Here is a 20,430-nt window from a genome sequence, read left to right on the forward strand (position 1 = left end):
TAACAAGATTCATACTAAATTGCCTAGAAAAAAGCATCTTGCCATTATTCATGGCAAGATGCTTTTTTTATTCCGGTCTTTTTTTCGTCCACGTTTCAATAACTTCACCAGTATCGTTAACATCTAGCACTAAACTACCGTTACTATACCGGTCTTTATTTCGATACGCTTTCGGATCAATTTCTTCTACGATATGTTTCTCTGTCTTCATATAAACTAGTTCATCGTCTCGAACGATTTCAATACCGACAATGCGGTATGGATTACGTTTTAACTCTTTGAAAATAACAAGACCTCGCTTCGCCCTCGTTGATTTCTCAATTTCTGATGCTTTTAGGCGTTTTACAGCACCGCGCTGCGTTACGAGAATAAGTTGATCTTTATCAGCATTTAATGGTTTACCAGAAGCGACATAGTCATCTTCTTTTAAATTAATTGCTTTCACACCAGCGGCTCTTACACCGACTGGACTTACTTCATCTTCATGGAAAATAAGTGCATATGCACCATGTGTAGCAAGAACGATATCACTCGTTCCATCTGTCGCAAATATATCAACAACTTCATCATCTTTTTTCAAGTTTACAGCAACGAATGCTCTAGAGTAACGCTGTACTTTATATTGGTTTAATTCTGTCTTCTTAATCATACCGTTCTTCGTTACAAATACGATAAATCGCTTTTCTTCCTCAAAGTTCGGTACGACAGTTGCCCAAATAATCGTTTCATCCCGATCAAGTGAAACGATATTAGCAACGTGCTGTCCTAAATCTTTCCAACGAATATCTGGCATTTCGTATACTGGCAGATATATATAGTTTCCTTTATTCGTAAATAAGAGGACTGTCTCTGTCGTATTCGTATCGAATCGTTCAAGTAAGATGTCACCCTCTTTCATACCGAAGTCTTTGCCATTTGAGGCATTATGTGAGCGCCATCCAGTACGTTTCACATATCCTTCTTTCGTTACAGTAACGATGACATCTTCTTGTGGGATCATCACTTCTACATCGATTTTAATTTCCTCGATTTGATCTTCAATAATCGCGCGTCGATCATCACTATATGTTTTCTTAACTCTCTTTAAATCTGTTTTAATAACTTGAAGTAATCTTTTTTCACTTTGTAAAATTGCCTGTAGCTCAATAATTTTCTTATTAAGCTCATCAGCCTCTTGTTGTAGCGCTGTAATATCTGTATTCGTTAAACGATATAATTGCAAGGATACAATTGCTTCCGCTTGCGCTTCTGTAAAACCAAATTTCGCACTTAAATTATCTTTTGCATTACGCTTATCTTTTGAAGCACGAATCGTTTCAATAACTTGGTCTAAAATCGATAATGCTTTCTTTAAACCTTCTACAATATGTTGACGATTTTCTGCCTTTCGTAATTCATATTGTGAACGTCTCGTAACAACTTCTTTTTGATGGCCAATATATGCATCTAAAATTTTCGGTAATGTCATAAGCGTTGGACGACGATTATTAATCGCTACCATATTAAAGTTATATGGAATTTGTAAATCTGTATTTTTATATAAATAATTTAAAATACCTTCAGAATTTGCTTCTTTTTTTAATTCTACGACAATGCGAAGACCTGTACGATCTGTCTCATCACGTACTTCAGCAATGCCATCTAATTTTTTATCTAGACGTAACTCATCCATTTTCTTAACAAGGTTTGCTTTATTTACTTCGTATGGAATTTCAGTAATTACGATTTGCTGTTTCCCGCCACGAACCGTTTCAACCTCTGCTTTCCCGCGAATAATAATTTTACCTTTACCTGTTTCATACGCCTTTTTAATACCATCAATCCCTTGAATAATACCACCTGTTGGGAAATCTGGTCCTTTCATAACTGTTAATAAATCATCAACAGTACTATTCGGTTTATCAATACGCATCATTGTAGCGTCAATAACTTCTCCAAGATGATGCGGAGGAATTTCTGTTGCATAACCTGCGGAAATTCCTGTAGATCCGTTCACTAATAAGTTCGGGAACGCTGCTGGTAAAACAACTGGTTCTTCACTCGTATCATCAAAGTTGGATACGAATTCTACTGTTTCTTTATCAAGATCACGTAATAACTCAGATGCAATTGGTGATAATCGGGCTTCCGTATAACGCATTGCTGCTGCCGGATCCCCGTCAACACTGCCGTTATTACCGTGCATTTCAACTAAAACATTACGTACTTTCCATGTTTGGCTTAAACGTACCATCGCCTCATATACAGAGGAATCACCATGCGGATGATAATTACCAATAACGTTACCAACTGTTTTAGCTGACTTACGGAACGCTTTATCGTGTACGTTTCCTTCTACATACATAGAATATAAAATACGTCTTTGTACTGGTTTTAAGCCGTCACGCGCATCTGGAAGTGCGCGATCTTGAATAATATATTTACTATAACGTGCAAAGCGATCACCTAACACGTCTTCAAGCGGGAGGTCATGAAACTTCTCTGCTTGCATGTTATTCCACCTCCGTCTCCATAATCATTTCATTTTCTAAAATATTTCCTTCTTCTTGCATACCGAACTGTACATTACGCTCAATCCATTTACGGCGCGGTTCTACTTTATCGCCCATTAATGTTGTTACGCGGCGCTCTGCTCTTGCTGCATCATCAATTTTCACGCGAATTAGTGTACGTGTTTCAGGATTCATCGTTGTTTCCCATAATTGATCTGCATTCATTTCGCCAAGTCCTTTGTAACGCTGTAACATGTAACCTTTTCCAACTTTTTTCGTCACTTCATCTAATTCATCATCTGACCATGCGTATTCAATTACTTCACTTTTTCCTTTTCCTTTACTTACTTTGTATAAAGGAGGAAGTGCGATAAACACTTTACCAGCTTCGATAAGTGGTTTCATATATCTGTAGAAGAATGTTAATAACAATACTTGAATATGCGCCCCGTCTGTATCGGCATCGGTCATAATGACAACTTTATCGTAGTTAATGTCTTCCACATCGAATTCATTGCCTACACCGCCGCCAATCGCATAAATAATTGTATTAATCTCTTCATTTTTAAAGATATCAGCAAGCTTTGCTTTTTCTGTATTAATTACTTTACCACGTAACGGTAATACCGCTTGGAAACGTCGATCTCGCCCTTGTTTTGCAGAACCACCGGCAGAGTCACCCTCTACTAGGTACAGTTCATTTTTCTGCGGGTTACGTGATTGTGCAGGTGTTAACTTCCCACTTAATGTACCTTCTGATTTCTTTTTCTTTTTACCAGTACGCGCTTCCTCTCTCGCTTTACGAGCAGCTTCACGTGCTTGCGCTGCTTTAATTGCTTTTCTCACAAGAAGTGTAGCTACGTCCGGATTTTCTTCTAAAAAGTAAGCTAAATGCTCTGATACAATGGCATCAATTGAAGAACGAGCTTCACTTGTACCCAGTTTCCCCTTCGTTTGTCCTTCAAACTGAAGTACTTCCTCTGGTACACGTACAGAAACGATAGCTGCTACACCTTCACGAATATCTGTACCTTCTAAGTTTTTATCTTTTTCTTTTAATAGTGAAACTTTGCGAGCATACTCATTGAACACACGCGTCATCGCTGTCTTAAATCCAGCTTCATGTGTTCCACCATCTTTTGTACGTACATTATTTACAAACGAAAGAATATTTTCTGAGTAGCCATCGTTAAATTGAAATGCTAGTTCTGCTTCAATCCCATTTTGTTCACCAGTGAAGTATACAACTGGGTGAATTGAATCTTTTTCTTCGTTTAAATAGGAAACGAAAGCTTCAATTCCTGTTTCATAATGAAAGACATCTTCTAAATCATTTCTTTCATCTTTTATTGAGATTTTCATCCCTTTTAATAAAAATGCAGATTCACGTAATCTCTCACATAATGTTTCATAATTGTAATTTGTTGTGCTGAAAATCGTTGTATCTGGTTTGAAATGCATTGTCGTACCAGATTCTTTCGTCTTTCCGATTTTCTCAAGCGTCGTTACAGGAACACCGCCATTTTCAAAGCGTTGTTCATAAATATTTCCGTCACGCTTAATCGTTACGACTAACCATTCAGATAAGGCGTTTACAACTGATGCCCCAACACCGTGTAAACCACCACTCGTTTTGTAACCACCTTGACCAAACTTACCACCGGCATGAAGTACAGTTAAAATAACTTCTGGTGTAGGTTTTCCAAGCTTATGCATTCCCGTAGGCATTCCTCGCCCTTTATCTATAACGCTAATACTATTATCTTTATGTATTACGACAGAAATTTCGTCGCCAAATCCCGCTAACGCTTCGTCAACGGAGTTATCTACTATTTCGTATACTAAATGATGCAATCCACGGCTGTCCGTGCTCCCGATATACATACCCGGGCGTTTTCGAACGGCTTCAAGTCCTTCTAACACTTGAATCGCATCTTCATTATATTGGAACTGATGCTTCGCCAAACTCCTTGCCCCTTTCCTAATCCAAAATCAGAACATATGTTTCTATTATAGAATAACGCCTCGACTATAGTTTTGGCAAGTTATCTTATCTCTTTTATATACCATTTTCAATAGAAAAATCCTTGTTTTTTCACAAGGATTCCTCTAGGCTACTATTTCAGAAAAATAATCGTTTGTCAACGAGAAATGGATATGTATTCCAAGATTACACATTCCAAACCTTTATTATGATCCAAATGATCAAGATCCAAAACGGGATTACAAGTAACAATCCCCAAAAACAGCCTTTAAAAAATCTCATGATGAACACCTCGTTCATCGGCCCTACTTATTATCATGAGGGCTGAAGCAATCTTCCTACCTTTACAATCTATACTATTTTGTCATCGCATGTTCTACTTTTATACAACGATCCATTATTACAGTATAGTCTTTTTCTTTTAAAAGTTTGTATGTATCTTCATCTTGTACTCCTAATTGTGCCCAAAAAACATCTGCATCAATCTCTACAAATTCTTTTGCAACATCCATTAAAAACTCTGAGCGACGAAATACATTTACAATGTCAACGTGTTCCTTAATATCCTTTAGTGAAGAAACTGCCTTTTCTCCAAGCACCTCATCTACTGTTGGGTTAACTGGAATAATGCGATACCCAGCATCTTGCATTGCTTTTGAAACCATATACGATGTACGTTCTGGCTTATCTGATAATCCAACAACCGCAATTGTTTTGCTTTTCTTTAACACTTCACCAATTTCCGTACGAGTTGGGTTTTCAATTGTCATAATTAATCCCTCCTATTCCTTTAGTATAGCCGATAAAGAAAGTCTCTTTCAATATGAAAGAGACTTTCTTTTATTTCGATTATTGATTCTTTGTAGCTGAGTTATCTGCTAAAGTAGCCGATTTCGTCATTTTTTGACCGTTACGGTAGAATGTAACTTCTACTTTCTCGCCTACTTTTTTCTTTTCATATAAATATTTACGGAATTGAAGGGCATTCTCTACTTTTTGATTATCTAATGCTACTACAATATCATATTGCTCTAAACCTGCTTTTTCAGCCGGTGATATTGGGTAAATTTTACCTAATACAACACCATTAGTTACTTCTTTCGGTACTTTCAATTGATTGACTGCATAAGCTTGCACATCTTCTAATGAAACAACACCTACTCCAAGCGCTGGACGTTTTACTACTCCATCTTTTTCAAGAGATTCAATAACTGGTTTTGCGATATTAATTGGAATAGCAAACCCAATTCCTTCAACTTCTTGTTGTGCAATTTTACTTGAATTAATTCCAATTATTTCACCGTTTTGGTTAAATAGCGCACCACCACTATTACCAGGGTTAATCGCTGCATCTGTTTGAATAACTTGTGCTTGCCAATCTGGTCGTTTATCGCCATCAATATCAACCGGAATTTCGCGTTCTTTACTACTGATTATACCTTCCGTTACACTTCCATCAAATCCTAGTGGGTTACCAATTGCAATAGCTTTTTCACCCGCACGAAGTTTACTTGAATCACCTAAAGTAGCCACTTTATTTACATTAGATCCATCAATTTCAACAACAGCTAAGTCTAACCAAGGGTCCTTACCAACTAATTTCGCATCAACTTGCTTTCCATCGCTCAGTTTCACAGCAAGTTTATTTGCTCCATCAACTACATGGTTGTTTGTTACAATATATGCTTTATTCCCTGCTTTTTTATAAATAACACCTGATCCTGAACCAGCTTGTTGTTCTTGACCCGTCGGTTGCATTGCAAATGGATCAATGCTTTGTTGCATATTAATAACACCAACAACAACATCTTTCGCGCCTTCAATCATACCAGGTAAATCCGTTTCATTTTTTGCTTTATTGACAACAGGAACTACAGTACCTTCAACTTTTGAATCTGAACTAAAAGATGATACAGCCGCTCCATTATTTTGAGCCCATGGCATATATGGTGCCGCAAAACTAATTGAAACAGCCCCAACTACAGCTCCGACTAAACCTGTGAAAAAATAGCCTTTTTTACTGCCCGATTTTCTCACTTCTCTCGTTTCACTATGCTCTTCATTTAAATTTGGTCCGTCGTAATATCCCATGTTTACTTCCCCTCTCTGGTGAATTCGTATTTTTAGTATAGTCACGTTTTGTGTCCTTCTTGTGAACTCATCGTGAAATCCAATTAAAAAAATACACTTATTTAACATTGTAGACAAAAAAAGCATTTTTTGTACATTCCACCTGCAAAAGAGGATATAAAATTGTTATTTTCCTAGACTGAAGCACACAATACGTTCCGAGTTATTCTTCAAATTTATAACCAACACGAATAACAGTACCGATATGCTTCGCTTTATCTCCTAGCTTATTTCGTAGTTTTTTAATATGAGTATCAACCGTTCGGTCATCACCGTAATAGTCATATCCCCATAACTGATCTAATAAATGTTGACGTGACAACACAATTCCTTTGTTCTCCATTAAATAAACGAGAAGTTCAAATTCTTTATGTGTTAATATAATTTCTTCTCCATCTACTAAAACAGTTCTAGATAGACGATTCACTTCTATTCCAGCTAAAGACATAGCATTTTCTTCTGCTACCCCTACCACGCCATCCGCACGTTTTAATAACGTCTTCGCGCGAGCTACTAACACTTTCGGGCTGAAAGGTTTCGTTACATACTCATCTGCACCTAATTCGAACCCTAGTAATGTATCATCCTCATCCGAACGTGCTGTTAGCATAATAATTGGTACTGCAGATTCTTTTCTAATTCGTCTACAAACAGACCATCCATCTATTTCTGGTAACATAATATCTAACATAATTAAATCAATTTCATGCTCTGCAAATAATTCTAGCGCTTTTTTTCCGTCTTCTGCTTCGATTACTTCAAAGCCTTCATTACGAAAATAATCGCTAACAATTTCACGTAATCTTCTTTCATCTTCAACAAGTAATACTGTTTTATTCATAATAATCTATCCCGCCTTTTTACTCTTTCAATCGAATAATACGTTGATTGGAGCTTCCGCGAAATGGAAGTGTTAAATCTTTTTTCTCGATTTCAAATCTTCCATCGACTAAAACATCCCCATAATGTAACAACTCTATCATATCATTATTTTGAGAACTCTGTATCTCTTCTAACGTATAACCTGTATACATCCATAAATTTTTTTTCAAATCTTTCACAGATTTTGCTACTTTTTTCACTTCAGCAGCTTGGAAAAATGGATCTCCACCTGAAAATGTTACATCAGTTAATGGATTACTTGCAATCTCTTTCACAATTTCTTCTACTGTCATTTCAGTTCCATTACAAATATTCCACGATTTCGGATTATGGCAACCGAAACAACGATGCGGACAGCCCGCAAAAAACACGACTGTCCGCAACCCTTCTCCATCTACTACACTATCATGAATAATGTTCATCACTTTCATTTATGTTTCACCCGATCCATCTCTTCACTACGTTTCGCACTATTCCACTTCGACATATCTCCTACAAGGTAACCTGTTATACGGCGAATTCTTTCTATATTAGCCTCATCTTCATTTCCGCAGCTCGGACATTCATTTCCAATAACTCCGTGATAACTACAGCACTTACAACGGTCAACAGGATGATTAATTGAACCGTATCCAACGCCATGTTCTGCCATCGCTTGCACAATTTGTTTTAATGCCTTTTTGTTATGCATTGCCGCTCCATCTAGTTCAATATACGTAATATGTCCCCCGTTACATAGAGCGTGGAACGGGCCTTCTAAACGAATTTTATTTATCGCTTGCATGTTATAATAAACTGGAATATGGAATGAATTCGTATAGTAATTATGATTTGTTATACCGCTAATCACGCCAAATTCTTCTCTATCTTTTTTCACAAACTTCCCTGATAATCCTTCTGCTGGAGTTGCAATGACTGAGAAATTCAGTTCATGTTCTTCTGTCGCTTTATCCATTCTATCTCTCATAAAGGAAATAATTTCATACCCGAGTTTCCATGATTCTTCATCTTCTCCGTGATGCTTTCCTGTTAAAGCTACTAAACACTCCGCAAGACCGATAAAACCAAGACTTAATGTCCCTTGCTTTAAAATGGATGCTACAGAATCTTCAGGCTGTAACTTTTCTCCACCGCGCCATACACCTTGTGAATATAAAAATCGGAAATCTCTTGCTCGCTTCGTACATTGATACTCAAATCGCTCTAATAATTGCTTAATTCCTAAATCTAAATAATAATTTAACGCTTCAAAAAACGCTTCTTTTGAACCACTAATTAACGCTAATTTCACTAAATTAATAGATGTAAATGATAAATTCCCTCTTCCAATCGCCGTTTCTTCTCCATGTATGTTCGACATAACACGAGTACGACATCCCATGTAACATACTTCACTTTCCGGTCTTCCATCATAATGCACAGCATTAAATGGCGCATCTAAAAATGAAAAGTTAGGGAATAATCGTTCAGCCGTTGTCTCTAACGCTAATTCAAATAAATCATAGTTCGGATCACTTTCTTCAAAGTTCACACCTTTTTTCATTTTAAAAATTTGAATAGGAAAAATTGGTGTTTCTCCTTTACCAAGACCAGCTTGTGTCGCTTTTAAAAGCTTTCTAACTAATAACCGTCCTTCTTTTGATGTGTCTGTTCCATAATTAATAGAAATAAACGGGACTTGCCCGCCGCCCCTACTATGCATACTATTTGAATTATGAATGAAAGCCTCACAAGCCTGATACGTATCATTTTCTGTTTCTTTCCACGCAAATTCTTCTATTTGTTCTTTCGTAAGCGGATATGACTGTAATCGTTTCTTATGTCTCTCTACTGTTTTTCTCACATATGGAGCTAAATCAACATCAAAGAGTGCAAACGATTGACCACCGTGCTGCATATTTTGATTCGCTTGAAAAATAATAGATGAAAGAGCTAATGCACTTTTAATGTCTTGCGGTTGTCTCATATGTCCATGTCCGGTATGAAAACCGTTCGCAAGCATTTGCGCTAACGGAATTTGTGAACAAGTCGTCGTTCCTGTCGCATAAAAATCTAAATCATGTGGATATAATATATTTTCATTTATCGCTTTTTTCACTTGATCTGACAATAAATTTTCAACAGCATAATATTTTGCACTCTCAGATGCGAACGTTCCCATTACTCCCATTGGAGAGCGGCCGTCTACATTTGCATTTTCTTGCATTAAATCTTGTTCATTGCCGTGGACAATCGTCTCAAACACTCTCATTAATTCTTCTCCACGTGTATTTTTTTGTAACATTTATAACCCTCCACCAATATGTTGTTGTCTTTTGATTAAAATGTTACTACATATAGTCTTATTGTTTCTGTGAGAAATGTAACATTCCTGTGAAATTTTTTGCACGAAATAATGAATTTTTCATTTACAAAAAAGAAATGTGCTCTTTACAAATGTATGGTACAATATACGGGAAAAACTCTTTTTACCCTTTATCAACACATTTGAATAAAGGAGACTGAACTTATGGTTACTACATATCTTTTATTTATCGTTGCCTACTTACTTGGCTCGATTCCATTTGCACTAGTCGTTGGAAAGATTGGTTATGGAATTGACATTCGTGAGCACGGAAGCGGTAATTTAGGCGGAACAAATACATTCCGCACATTAGGGAAAAAAGCAGGTTTTATCGTTACAATTGCTGACATTTTAAAAGGTACATTAGCAACGAGTCTACCAATTATTTTCGCGTTAGATGTTCATCCACTATGGTTCGGACTAGCAGCTGTTCTTGGACATGTGTATCCGATTTTCGCAAAATTCCGTGGTGGTAAAGCAGTTGCAACTTCTGCTGGCGTGCTATTATGCTACTCACCAGTTGTTTTTGCAATATTAGCTGTTGTCTTTTTCAGCCTTTTATTTACAACAAGATACGTATCACTTTCTTCTATGGTAACAGCTGTCGTTGCCGTTATCGCATCAATTGTTAGCGGGGATAAAATCTTCATTATTGCGATGTGTTTATTAGCAGGTATCGTTATTTATAAACACCGTGCAAATATTGGACGAATTATAAATAAAACTGAGCCGAAAGCAAACTTTTCAAAAAAGCAAAAATAAGATCGTAACCCACATAACGCAAAAAGAAAACGTGAAGCATATTAATAGCGTCTTTTTGCGTTATTTTTTATACTAAAGAAAAAGCAACATAATTTGGAGGAACTATACATGAATCTTTCCGTAACAAAAGAAGCAGCACAATGGTATAAAAACGAATTAAACTTACAATCAGGTGAAACACTACGCTTTTTCGTACAATACGGTGGTTGCAGTACTGTGCAAAAAGGACTTTCTTTAGGTATTCGTAAAGATGATCCTGTACATCCTGCTGTGCAAATTCAAGAAGAAGATATTAACTTCTTTATTGAAAGCGATGATGAGTGGTTCTTCGATGGACATAATTTAGTTGTTACATTTAACGACGGTGATGATTTCCCGCAATTTAATTATGAAAAATAAAAAAACGTGGCTTCCGCCACGTTTTTTTATTTTTTCTTAATTTCCTCATATTTCGCATACCACTCAGGATAGAACTTTTTAAATGATACAGGCCTGAACCCTTCTTTTTTCGCACAAATATTTGTCGTACTTGCAGTAATACAAAGTTCGCCATCACCATTATAAATTTCATATCCATATACAACGCGAAGCGGGCTCACTGTATCAACCCACGTTTTTACAATTGCTTTTTCCCCGTAGCGCATCGCTTTACGATAAGAAATTTGCAAATCTAAAACAGGAGAAATAATTCCTTCCTTCTCCATTTCAACATATGAAAACCCTAAATCTTGTATAAGTTTCGTGCGACCTAATTCAAGCCACACCAAATAGTTTGAATGGTAAACAACACCCATTTGATCTGTTTCCGCATAACGGATTTCAACTTCATGTTCTGCTACAAACATATGTATTCCCTTCTTTCACTTCTGCTGCCTTGCATACATTTAATCATAATACAGCGGAAGCAAAAATAAAATAAAAACAGTGAATCTTTTACCGAAAGGAGCAAGCATATGATTCAAATTGTAACGGTTCGTAGCGGGGATAGCGTATATAGCTTGGCATCAAAATACGGATCCACACCTGACGAAATAGTAAAGGACAATGGACTAAATCCAGCTGAAACACTCGTTGTTGGTCAGGCACTAATTGTGAATACGAAAGGAAATAATTATTATGTACAGCCTGGCGATAGCTTATATCGAATCTCTCAAACATATAACGTTCCTCTCGCTAGTTTAGCTAAAGTGAATAATTTATCTTTAAAATCCATTCTCCATGTTGGCCAGCAATTATATATTCCAAAAGGGACGAAACGAGCAGTAGAATCCATCGCTTATTTACAACCTTCAACTATCCCCATTAAAGAAAGTTTAGTTAATGCTACACGTGCTATTAATCCATTTTTAACATACTTAGCCTACTTCAGTTTCGAGGCAAAAAGAGATGGTACGTTAAAAGAACCAACTGAAACAGCTAAAATTGCTAATATTGCAACGCAAGGAAACACCATTCCTATGCTCGTTATTACAAATATTGAAAATGGAAACTTTAGTGCCGATCTAACATCCGTTATTTTACGTGATGCAACGATTCAAAATAAATTTATTACAAACATTTTGCAAACTGCTGAGAAGTACGGTATGCGAGACATTCATTTTGATTTCGAGAGTGTAGCTCCTGAAGACCGAGAGGCGTATAATCGCTTTTTACGTAATGTGAAAACCCGTTTACCTAACGGATACACATTGAGTACAACGCTAGTACCGAAAACAAGTTCAAACCAAAAAGGAAAATTTTTTGAAGCTCACGATTATAAAGCACAAGGACAAATTGTTGATTTCGTCGTTATTATGACATACGACTGGGGTTGGCAAGGCGGACCACCGATGGCAATTTCTCCTATCGGTCCTGTAAAAGAAGTACTTCAATACGCAAAATCTCAAATGCCGCCACAAAAAATTATGATGGGACAAAATTTATACGGATTCGATTGGAAACTTCCGTTCAAACAAGGAAATCCACCTGCAAAAGCAGTTAGTTCTGTCGCAGCTGTTGCATTAGCTCGTAAATACAATGTTCCTATCCGCTATGATTTCACAGCTCAAGCTCCTCATTTCAATTACTTTGACGAAAACGGCGTACAACACGAAGTTTGGTTTGAAGATGCGAGATCTATTCAAAGTAAATTCAACTTAATGAAAGAACAAGACATTGGCGGTATTAGTTATTGGAAGATCGGTTTACCATTCCCACAAAATTGGCGTTTACTCGTTGAAAACTTTACAATTACGAAAAAGGGCTGACAAAAGTCAGCCCTTTTTGTACATTCTGTTAAGATTCATCTTTGATTTCACTTTTTAATGAGTCAATACTTTCTAAACGTCTTTGATTTTTTGCTTCAATAGCAGAACGGTCTTTTTCATTAGAAAGCTCCGCTGTTTCTTTTGCTTCATTAAAGTTATCAATTGTATTTTGCACCATTTCTTGTAACTTTTCAGCGTTATCACTTCGATTATCTGGATTTGGCATGTACTTTCCTCCTAATATTGTATATACACACCATCTTAAATTACCTATCTTCCCTCAAATTTATACATAAAAAAGGAGAATACAATATTCTCCTTTTCTTTAACCGTTATCAACAATCGGTTGTTTACCCGTTTGGTCTTGCATTTGCTTCCCTTTATTGCCACCAGCTTTTTTTGATTGTGTTCCAATATGATTCGGTGCAAAATCTTTTGAATTCTTTTTCGGATTACTCATTACTATCGCCTCCTTAACAGTAGTATCGTACTAGTGTTAAGAATTATTCAGCTTGCTTAAAAAGTTTCATTTCATAACGTTTTTCAATACGCTCTTCAATGCGATCGATTGCATCGCGATCGCTTAATAATTGTTGTTTATTTTCTTTCACAAGCTCGTCAAATGATTTGCGACGACTTCTTCTCATGCTGTTCACCCTCTCTCCTTCTCATTCTTACTATACATAGTATGAGCAAAGGAAAAACTCTTTAATCAGATTTGCAAGAAAATTTTATGTTTTAATACTCCTAAAAAAACTCCGTGTACAATAAAACGTACACGGAGTTTTTTATACCATAATATTTAAATACTCTTTTAACTTTTCATCTGCATTCATTTCACTTTGTTTATAATCATGCAGCGCTTGCAGTACGAAATCATACTGTTCTAAAATATAACTTTCTAATTTCAAGACATCCTCTAAGCTATTCAGCATAATTCTCGTATTACCAACTTCACTTTTTAATGCCGGTTCACATGCTAAACTCGTACATATTTCTTTCACATCATCTTCTAATATGTCTGTTAATACGTATTTCTTTCGCCCTTTTACCTTTAATCTCATAACTGGATAAAAAGCTTTTATATCTAAATAGCTCCCTACATTCATGCAACGAATCCATTCGATATCACGTTTATTTCGTACAAGTATCTCTTTTACCGCTTCATATACTGCTGTCTCATCAAGTACTTCTGTATTCGATTTCCTTTTCGCCTCTTCTTCAATAGAGGCACATTTTTGATAAACTGCTGCACAAGTAATACAATCATCAAATGCATTATGAGAACTTAAACGAATTCCAAGCATTCGCTTTAACGTTTCAAGTTTATGATTAGGAGCGTGCTTCATATATTTCTTCGCTAAAAATACAGTATCAATCACTTTATTTTGAGGTTCCGGTAACCCAAGCATATTAACATTGCTTTTCAAAAAGCGCATATCAAAAGAAGCATTATGAGCGACAATTACATTTGTATGTAAAAATGCTAAAAATAAAGGTAACACTTCTTCAATCGTCGGTGCATCTGAAACACGATAATTTGTAATACCTGTTAAACTCGTTATTCGGTCCGGGATTGGACGCTCCGGATTCACATAGGAAACAAATTGATCTACTAGTTCATGATTACGATATTTCACTGCTGCCACTTGAATGATTTTATCATTATAAGGGTTAAATCCTGTTGTTTCAAAGTCAATTACAACATAATCTAACGGTAAGGATATATTCCCCACTCCAAATACACTCCTTTATCTCTCAACGTTTATATTTCTTTTATCATATCATGAAGCTTTCACAACGTGAAAAAGAAAAGGCAGAAATGATTATATTCCATCTCTACCTTTTCACTGTTATTTTAATTTAGCAATCCGTTTCTCCATCTCTTTTTGCGTCATCGGCCCAATAAACTTATCTTGAATGACACCTTTCGTATCTATAAAATACGAAGTTGGGATCGTAATGACTTTATAGGCTGTTGTTACATCAATGTTCTTGTCCAATAAGATAGGAAATGTAATTCCTTTTTCCTTCGCAAAATTACTTACCTTTTCTACTCCTCCACCTTTTTCGGAAGGCGTATAATTTATTGCTAAAATTTCTACGTTATCTTTATGTTTTTTATAGAAAGCTTCCATATCCGGCATTTCTTGCTGGCAAGGTCCACACCACGTTGCCCAAAAGTTTAAAATCACCTTTTTTCCTTTCAAATCCGATAACTTTATATTCGTTCCATCTAACTTCGTTAATTCAAAGTCTGGCGCACTCTTTCCTATTTCAATACCGTTACTTGCAATCATCTCTTTCATAGCAGCTTCACTTTTTGCTTGCTTTCCTTGTACCGCCTGATCGTTTTTGCCAAACTGTTCATAAGCTGCATATCCCGCTAAACAAAGTAACACTACAATAATCGTAAGCTTCCGCCACATTTTATATCACCCTAACGTGTTTGTCTTCTAACATATTCACCAAAATGCTATATACCTTATTTTAGCTTATACGGACAAGCTTGGAAATATTCACAGTCGAAATAATTAGAATATTCTTATTTAAAGTGCATTTTTTTCCTTTTTATCATATAATTAGAAAAACAAATGAAGTATTACCTATCTTCTTCTAGACCCATTCACCTTTTATTTTCATGGTTATATAACCTTCAACAAAAGGGGGATTGTTTATGAATTCATTCGAAAAAATAACATTATATATTCTTAGTTTTCTTTTATATCCAATCGGTATTATTACATGGATCATTTCACTCTTTAGTAAAGATATTGAAAAAAAGAAAGTAGGGCGTATTTGTCTATACATCTCTCTAGTCTCATTCGTCCTTTTCATAATCCTCGGAATTACAACTTTCCTTATGACTGCTACTTTTAATGTTGATTTGAATCATTCCGAATCTATCGAGTATCAAATAAATGACGCTGAATAAAGATAAGAACAATGCTCTTATCTTTATTCACGTCTCTTAAAAAATGAATGACTATTTATTAATTTTTCAGGACTTCCACATGCTACAATACTTCCTTCTTTCATGATGACAACGCGATCTGCTAGTATTACTTTCTCTACATCATGCGTTGCCACAATTCTCGTTACATCGCTTCCTAGTCCTTCTATCATATTCCAAACAAATTCTTGATTGCTTGGATCTAATCCCGCAGTCGGTTCATCTAAAATAATAAAATTCGGATTTGAACCAATTGCTCGCAATAATGCAAGCCGTTTTCTTTCTCCTCCCGAAAACTCTTCTCCACTTTTATGTAGTACAGTTTGAATCCCCTTAGGTAAATCTCTAATTATCGGCTTCACATTTATAAGTTCAATATTTTTTTTAAATCATTTTCTAAATACTCCTCCCCGAAATACATATTCTCTTTTACTGTCGTCCGAAAAAAATGAGGTTCTTGCCACACTGTAGTCATACGAGCCTTCTGACCATAATAAACAACGCTACCGTTAGATGGTTTATACAACCCTGTCATTAATTTTAAAAGCGTTGTTTTTCCTGCACCACTTTCTCCGACAATCATAACGAGTTCGCCAGGATTAATTTGCAAATCAATATTATGAATTCTGCATTTCTCTTCACCATTCTCCTGAAATGAAACATTTGTCATTGTCATCCCTATCGCTCTTTCTACATTACTATTTGCAACTCGTTTATCTAAAAAGGAAAACACTCTACTTGCCGAAGCAGCTGCAACTTGTGTCATTATTAATAAATCTCCCACATAACGGACAGGGAAAAAGAGCATCTCTATTGTAGCTAACACTGCAACAAGTGAACCAACTTCCATTCCCCCTTTCATTATTTTTTGTGCGCCTACAATGAGAACAACGATATATGCTCCTGTTTCAATCACTGTTCCAACTACTCCAATGCAATGTTGCATCATCGTCTTCTTTACTTCTGTTTTATAAGATTGTGCTGTTACTCCTTTAAATAAGCGAACGGCCCACTTTTCTTTTTACAAACTACGTAAATCTTGTACGCCTTTTACAAACTGCGACACCATCTCTACAACACTTGATTGATTGTTTTGAGCAATGCTTGCAATATGCCTTACCTTTTTCCCCATTAACACCGGAACCATTGCACTTAAAAATAAAAATGGAGTTACCCACAATATAAACTGTATATCTATATGTTGTAGTGCTATGATCGCACCGATAAATTGCGCAATGGCGTGTATATATTCTATTAATATAGAACCATATAACCTGACCCAGTTCGGAATATCAGATACGACTAACGTTTCTAGCTCTCCTTGTTTGATTTTCTCACTCTCTTCAAACGGTAATAGGAAAAAATGGCGCAATACATCTATACGCTTCTCTCGTAATATTCGCTGGCTCGCTTTTGAGCTTACATAATCAAATGAAAGATTGTTCACCCACATCAATAAGCGGGTAACTGTAAACAAAGTAATGTAAAAATACGCTCCCTTCAGCTCTCGTTGAATTAGGTTATCTACAATTAGTCCCATGAATAGTGGACGGGATAGATTTAAAATAGCTGCAAAAATCCCACTGCATACAGCTGCTATTACTAATATTTTTTCTTTCTGTAACGGTAACAAAATTCTTTTATATTCTTTCATAGTATTCCCTCCATTTTTATAGTAAAAAGAAAGGGATGAAACCATTTGGTTTCATCCCTTTCCATAAAATAAGGAAGCTAACAGTTGTTAGCTTCCTTATCATTCATTTCAATTGTTTAGTTCGACACTTTAGACTCTTCAATTTTCTCACGAAGAACCATTTGCAGGATACCACCGTGACGGTAGTAGTCAATTTCAACTTCACTATCGAAACGAGCTACTACTTCAAATTGTTTTTCATTGCCATCTGCATCAGTTGCAACTACTTTTACAAGATCACGCGGTCTAACTGTTTTGTCGATTTGAATTTCAAATGACTCGTTACCAACAAGACCTAACGTTTCAGCGCTTTCGCCATCTTTAAATTGAAGCGGTAATACGCCCATTAACACTAAGTTACTGCGGTGAATACGCTCGAAGCTTTCTGCGATTACTGCTTTAATACCTAATAAGTTTGTACCTTTTGCAGCCCAGTCACGAGAACTTCCCATACCGTAATCTTTACCTGCAATAACTAGAAGGCCTGTGCCATCTTCTTTATACTTCATAGCAGCATCATAGATAGATGTTACTTCACCAGTTGGCCAGTATGTTGTATATCCGCCTTCTGTTCCTGGTGCGATTTGGTTTTTAATACGGATGTTCGCGAATGTACCACGCATCATAACTTCATGGTTACCACGACGAGAACCGTAAGAGTTAAAGTCAACTGGTTGTACGCCGTTTTCTAATAAATAGCGTCCAGCTGGTGTATGCTTACCGATTGAACCTGCTGGTGAAATGTGGTCTGTCGTTACAGAGTCACCAAATTTACCAACTACGCGTAAGCCTGATAACGTTTCAACTTCACCTGGCTCTTTAGATAAACCTTCAAAGAATGGTGGGTTTTGAATGTATGTTGAATCATTATCCCAAGTATATAAAGCTTCGTTTGAAGTTTGGATTTCATTCCAACGCTCATTGCTGTTAAATACTTGTGCATATTCTTTCTTGAACAGTTCAGATGTAACAACACTTTGGACTACATCTTCAATTTCTTTAGCTGATGGCCAAATGTCATTGAAGTAAACAGCATTGCCATTTGCATCTTTACCGATTTCATCATTTTTCAGGTCAATATCGACAGTACCTGCAAGTGCATAAGCCACAACAAGTGGTGGTGATGCTAAGTAGTTCGCTTTTACAAGCGGGTGAATACGACCTTCGAAGTTACGGTTACCAGATAAAACAGATGTTACTAATAAATCGTTTGCCGCGATTGCTTCTTCTAATTCCGGTGCTAATGGACCAGAGTTACCGATACAAGTCGTACAGCCGTAACCAACTGTTTGGAAACCTAATTGGTCTAAATACGTTGTTAAACCTGATTTATCTAAGTATTCAGTAACAACTTTAGATCCTGGTGCTAATGATGTTTTTACGTACTCAGGTACTTTAAGTCCTTTTTCAATTGCTTTCTTCGCAACTAAACCTGCCCCAATTAATACGTATGGGTTTGATGTATTTGTACAGCTTGTAATTGCAGCGATTGCGATTGCACCTGTTTTCATCGTTACTTCTTTATCTTCTAATGTAACCTTCACTTCTTTATCGAACTCTTGCTCATTAAATCCAAGTCCTTGTGTTCCAACTGGTGCTACAACAGCTTTGTGGAACGCATCTTTCATATCTGAAAGTGGAATTAAATCTTGTGGGCGTTTCGGTCCAGAAAGGTTAGATTCGATTGTATTTAAATCAATTTCAACAAGATCAGTGTAAATTGGATCTTTGCTGTCTGCTGTATAGAATAGGCCGTTCGCTTTACAGTATTCTTCAACAACGCGAATTTGCTCTTCATCTCTACCTGTTAAACGCAAGTATTCTAATGAAATTTCGTCGATTGGGAAGAATCCACAAGTTGCACCGTATTCTGGTGCCATATTTGAAATTGTCGCACGATCAGCTAAAGGCATGCTCTTTAAGCCATTACCGAAGAACTCAACGAACTTACCAACTACACCTTTTTGACGTAATACTTGTGTTACTTTTAATGCAACGTCAGTTGCTGTAGTACCACTTGGAAGTGTACCAGTTAATTTCACACCGATTACTTCAGGTACTGGGAAGTATGAAGGCTGTCCAAGCATTCCTGCTTCTGCTTCAATACCACCAACGCCCCATCCAAGAACGCCGATACCGTTAATCATTGTTGTATGTGAGTCTGTTCCAACTAATGAATCTGGGTATGCAACTAAGTCACCTTCAGCATTTTTTACCGCGTGAACAACTGGTGCTAAATATTCAAGGTTTACTTGGTGTACAATACCTGTAGCTGGCGGAACTGCACGATAGTTATCAAATGATTTTTGTGCCCAGCTTAAAAATTTATAACGTTCTTCATTACGTTTAAACTCTAAGTCCATGTTGAATGCAAGCGCGTCTGCTGTACCCGCTCTATCAACCTGTACAGAGTGATCAATTACAAGGTCTACAGTAATTTCCGGATTAATTTTATCAGGATCCCCACCCATGTCTGCCATTGCTTTACGAAGCGAAGCCAAATCAACAACAGCTGGAACACCAGTGAAATCTTGTAAAATTACACGAGATGGTTTAAATGGAACATCGATATCTTGCACATCTTTCGTTCCCCATTTCGCTAAATTTGTAACATGCTCTTCTGTAATTACACGTCCGTCTACTTGACGAAGTACTGATTCAAGTAAAACTTTCACGGAATATGGTAATTGAGATACGTTGCCAACCCCTGCATTTTCAAGCGCTTTCAAATCATAATAATGATACGTTTTTCCATCTACTTCAAAAGTTGCACGTGATTGAAATGGATTATGTTTGACCATTATGTTTCCCCCCTGTTAAACGTGACTAAGTTGTCTGAATATAAAATGTAGACAAACTTTTCAATACCTTACGATAATATCTTATTACAACTTTCTAAATAAGTAAATAATAAGAAACTTATAGATTATCATAAGTTTTCTTT

18 protein-coding genes and 1 pseudogene are annotated in these 20,430 nt (G+C 36.5%); 4 read left to right on the forward strand and 15 right to left on the reverse strand.

Going from position 1 to position 20,430, the window contains the following annotated elements; all coding sequences use genetic code 11:
* Positions 1-67 precede the first annotated feature (67 nt).
* From parC to BGI23_RS17185, 7 genes are all read right to left on the reverse strand, one after another.
* Positions 68-2,491: a DNA topoisomerase IV subunit A gene (gene parC / locus BGI23_RS17150; protein WP_001147475.1), complete on the reverse strand. Its 2,424-nt coding sequence runs from the start codon at positions 2,489-2,491 to the stop codon at positions 68-70.
* 1 nt (position 2,492) lies between these two features.
* Positions 2,493-4,457 carry a DNA topoisomerase IV subunit B gene (gene parE / locus BGI23_RS17155; protein ID WP_001062205.1) on the reverse strand — a complete coding sequence of 655 codons (1,965 nt, stop codon included), beginning with the start codon at positions 4,455-4,457 and terminating at the stop codon, positions 2,493-2,495.
* A 375-nt stretch (positions 4,458-4,832) separates the two neighbouring features.
* On the reverse strand, positions 4,833-5,246 hold the full coding sequence (locus tag BGI23_RS17165; RefSeq protein WP_000151390.1) for a CoA-binding protein: 414 nt from the start codon (positions 5,244-5,246) through the stop codon (positions 4,833-4,835).
* Positions 5,247-5,325: 79 nt separating this feature from the next.
* Positions 5,326-6,567 (reverse strand): S1C family serine protease, encoded by a 1,242-nt coding sequence (locus tag BGI23_RS17170; RefSeq protein ID WP_070806673.1) that lies wholly within the window; start codon positions 6,565-6,567, stop codon positions 5,326-5,328.
* A gap of 202 nt (positions 6,568-6,769) precedes the next feature.
* Positions 6,770-7,447: a response regulator transcription factor gene (locus BGI23_RS17175; RefSeq protein WP_001044683.1), complete on the reverse strand. Its 678-nt coding sequence runs from the start codon at positions 7,445-7,447 to the stop codon at positions 6,770-6,772.
* Positions 7,448-7,466: 19 nt separating this feature from the next.
* Complete coding sequence (gene nrdG / locus BGI23_RS17180; protein WP_070806674.1) at positions 7,467-7,919, reverse strand: anaerobic ribonucleoside-triphosphate reductase activating protein; 453 nt, start codon at positions 7,917-7,919, stop codon at positions 7,467-7,469.
* Complete coding sequence (locus tag BGI23_RS17185; RefSeq protein ID WP_070806675.1) at positions 7,916-9,772, reverse strand: anaerobic ribonucleoside triphosphate reductase; 1,857 nt, start codon at positions 9,770-9,772, stop codon at positions 7,916-7,918. The genes nrdG and BGI23_RS17185 overlap by 4 nt, the downstream gene beginning before the upstream one ends.
* Before the next feature lie 225 nt (positions 9,773-9,997).
* On the opposite strand from BGI23_RS17185, the gene plsY reads away from it, so the two are divergent.
* Both plsY and BGI23_RS17195 read left to right on the forward strand, forming a co-directional pair.
* Positions 9,998-10,594, forward strand: a complete 597-nt coding sequence (gene plsY, locus BGI23_RS17190) for a glycerol-3-phosphate 1-O-acyltransferase PlsY (protein ID WP_070806676.1) — start codon at positions 9,998-10,000, stop codon at positions 10,592-10,594.
* A 108-nt stretch (positions 10,595-10,702) separates the two neighbouring features.
* Positions 10,703-10,993 (forward strand): HesB/YadR/YfhF family protein, encoded by a 291-nt coding sequence (locus BGI23_RS17195; RefSeq protein WP_070806677.1) that lies wholly within the window; start codon positions 10,703-10,705, stop codon positions 10,991-10,993.
* A gap of 26 nt (positions 10,994-11,019) precedes the next feature.
* Here the strand turns inward: BGI23_RS17195 and BGI23_RS17200 are convergent, their stop codons facing one another.
* Positions 11,020-11,439 (reverse strand): acyl-CoA thioesterase, encoded by a 420-nt coding sequence (locus tag BGI23_RS17200; protein WP_000495810.1) that lies wholly within the window; start codon positions 11,437-11,439, stop codon positions 11,020-11,022.
* Between the two features lie 108 nt (positions 11,440-11,547).
* Here BGI23_RS17200 and BGI23_RS17205 point away from each other — a divergent pair, with 108 nt between their 5' ends.
* Positions 11,548-12,840: a glycoside hydrolase family 18 protein gene (locus tag BGI23_RS17205; protein WP_070806678.1), complete on the forward strand. Its 1,293-nt coding sequence runs from the start codon at positions 11,548-11,550 to the stop codon at positions 12,838-12,840.
* A 28-nt stretch (positions 12,841-12,868) separates the two neighbouring features.
* On the opposite strand, the gene tlp is transcribed toward BGI23_RS17205, so the two are convergent.
* The 5 genes from tlp to BGI23_RS17230 form a co-directional block, all read right to left on the reverse strand.
* On the reverse strand, positions 12,869-13,066 hold the full coding sequence (gene tlp, locus BGI23_RS17210) for a small acid-soluble spore protein Tlp (RefSeq protein ID WP_001133509.1): 198 nt from the start codon (positions 13,064-13,066) through the stop codon (positions 12,869-12,871).
* A gap of 99 nt (positions 13,067-13,165) precedes the next feature.
* Positions 13,166-13,300 carry an acid-soluble spore protein SspN gene (gene sspN, locus BGI23_RS17215; protein ID WP_000070190.1) on the reverse strand — a complete coding sequence of 45 codons (135 nt, stop codon included), beginning with the start codon at positions 13,298-13,300 and terminating at the stop codon, positions 13,166-13,168.
* 43 nt (positions 13,301-13,343) lie between these two features.
* Positions 13,344-13,487 carry an FbpB family small basic protein gene (locus BGI23_RS17220; protein WP_001254697.1) on the reverse strand — a complete coding sequence of 48 codons (144 nt, stop codon included), beginning with the start codon at positions 13,485-13,487 and terminating at the stop codon, positions 13,344-13,346.
* 141 nt (positions 13,488-13,628) lie between these two features.
* Positions 13,629-14,576, reverse strand: coding sequence for a 3'-5' exonuclease (locus BGI23_RS17225; RefSeq protein WP_070806679.1), 948 nt, complete (start codon positions 14,574-14,576; stop codon positions 13,629-13,631).
* A 117-nt stretch (positions 14,577-14,693) separates the two neighbouring features.
* Positions 14,694-15,269, reverse strand: a complete 576-nt coding sequence (locus tag BGI23_RS17230) for a TlpA family protein disulfide reductase (RefSeq protein ID WP_070806680.1) — start codon at positions 15,267-15,269, stop codon at positions 14,694-14,696.
* Positions 15,270-15,517: 248 nt separating this feature from the next.
* On the opposite strand from BGI23_RS17230, the gene BGI23_RS17235 reads away from it, so the two are divergent.
* A complete protein-coding gene (locus BGI23_RS17235) occupies positions 15,518-15,775 on the forward strand; it encodes a hypothetical protein (RefSeq protein WP_001083869.1) in 258 nt (85 codons plus the stop codon).
* A gap of 23 nt (positions 15,776-15,798) precedes the next feature.
* Here BGI23_RS17235 and BGI23_RS17240 read toward each other — a convergent pair.
* A pseudogene (locus BGI23_RS17240) lies at positions 15,799-17,447 on the reverse strand (ABC transporter ATP-binding protein).
* Between the two features lie 116 nt (positions 17,448-17,563).
* The gene (acnA, locus tag BGI23_RS17245) at positions 17,564-20,287 is read right to left on the reverse strand and encodes an aconitate hydratase AcnA (RefSeq protein ID WP_000238570.1); all 2,724 of its coding nucleotides are present in this window, start codon (positions 20,285-20,287) and stop codon (positions 17,564-17,566) included.
* Positions 20,288-20,430 lie beyond the last annotated feature (143 nt).

It is taken from the genome of Bacillus sp. ABP14, assembly GCF_001831375.1.
Classification (GTDB): domain Bacteria; phylum Bacillota; class Bacilli; order Bacillales; family Bacillaceae_G; genus Bacillus_A; species Bacillus_A paranthracis.

What these genes read in the sequence shown, in the direction of transcription:
- parC (WP_001147475.1), bottom strand. Translation starts at nt 2,491, where the DNA reads ATGCAAGCAGAGAAGTTTCATGACCTCCCGCTTGAAGACGTGTTAGGT.
- BGI23_RS17165 (WP_000151390.1), bottom strand. Translation starts at nt 5,246, where the DNA reads ATGACAATTGAAAACCCAACTCGTACGGAAATTGGTGAAGTGTTAAAG.
- BGI23_RS17170 (WP_070806673.1), bottom strand. Translation starts at nt 6,567, where the DNA reads ATGGGATATTACGACGGACCAAATTTAAATGAAGAGCATAGTGAAACG.
- BGI23_RS17175 (WP_001044683.1), bottom strand. Translation starts at nt 7,447, where the DNA reads ATGAATAAAACAGTATTACTTGTTGAAGATGAAAGAAGATTACGTGAA.
- nrdG (WP_070806674.1), bottom strand. Translation starts at nt 7,919, where the DNA reads ATGAAAGTGATGAACATTATTCATGATAGTGTAGTAGATGGAGAAGGG.
- BGI23_RS17185 (WP_070806675.1), bottom strand. Translation starts at nt 9,772, where the DNA reads ATGTTACAAAAAAATACACGTGGAGAAGAATTAATGAGAGTGTTTGAG.
- plsY (WP_070806676.1), top strand. Translation starts at nt 9,998, where the DNA reads ATGGTTACTACATATCTTTTATTTATCGTTGCCTACTTACTTGGCTCG.
- BGI23_RS17195 (WP_070806677.1), top strand. Translation starts at nt 10,703, where the DNA reads ATGAATCTTTCCGTAACAAAAGAAGCAGCACAATGGTATAAAAACGAA.
- BGI23_RS17200 (WP_000495810.1), bottom strand. Translation starts at nt 11,439, where the DNA reads ATGTTTGTAGCAGAACATGAAGTTGAAATCCGTTATGCGGAAACAGAT.
- BGI23_RS17205 (WP_070806678.1), top strand. Translation starts at nt 11,548, where the DNA reads ATGATTCAAATTGTAACGGTTCGTAGCGGGGATAGCGTATATAGCTTG.
- tlp (WP_001133509.1), bottom strand. Translation starts at nt 13,066, where the DNA reads ATGCCAAATCCAGATAATCGAAGTGATAACGCTGAAAAGTTACAAGAA.
- sspN (WP_000070190.1), bottom strand. Translation starts at nt 13,300, where the DNA reads ATGAGTAATCCGAAAAAGAATTCAAAAGATTTTGCACCGAATCATATT.
- BGI23_RS17220 (WP_001254697.1), bottom strand. Translation starts at nt 13,487, where the DNA reads ATGAGAAGAAGTCGTCGCAAATCATTTGACGAGCTTGTGAAAGAAAAT.
- BGI23_RS17230 (WP_070806680.1), bottom strand. Translation starts at nt 15,269, where the DNA reads ATGTGGCGGAAGCTTACGATTATTGTAGTGTTACTTTGTTTAGCGGGA.
- BGI23_RS17235 (WP_001083869.1), top strand. Translation starts at nt 15,518, where the DNA reads ATGAATTCATTCGAAAAAATAACATTATATATTCTTAGTTTTCTTTTA.
- acnA (WP_000238570.1), bottom strand. Translation starts at nt 20,287, where the DNA reads ATGGTCAAACATAATCCATTTCAATCACGTGCAACTTTTGAAGTAGAT.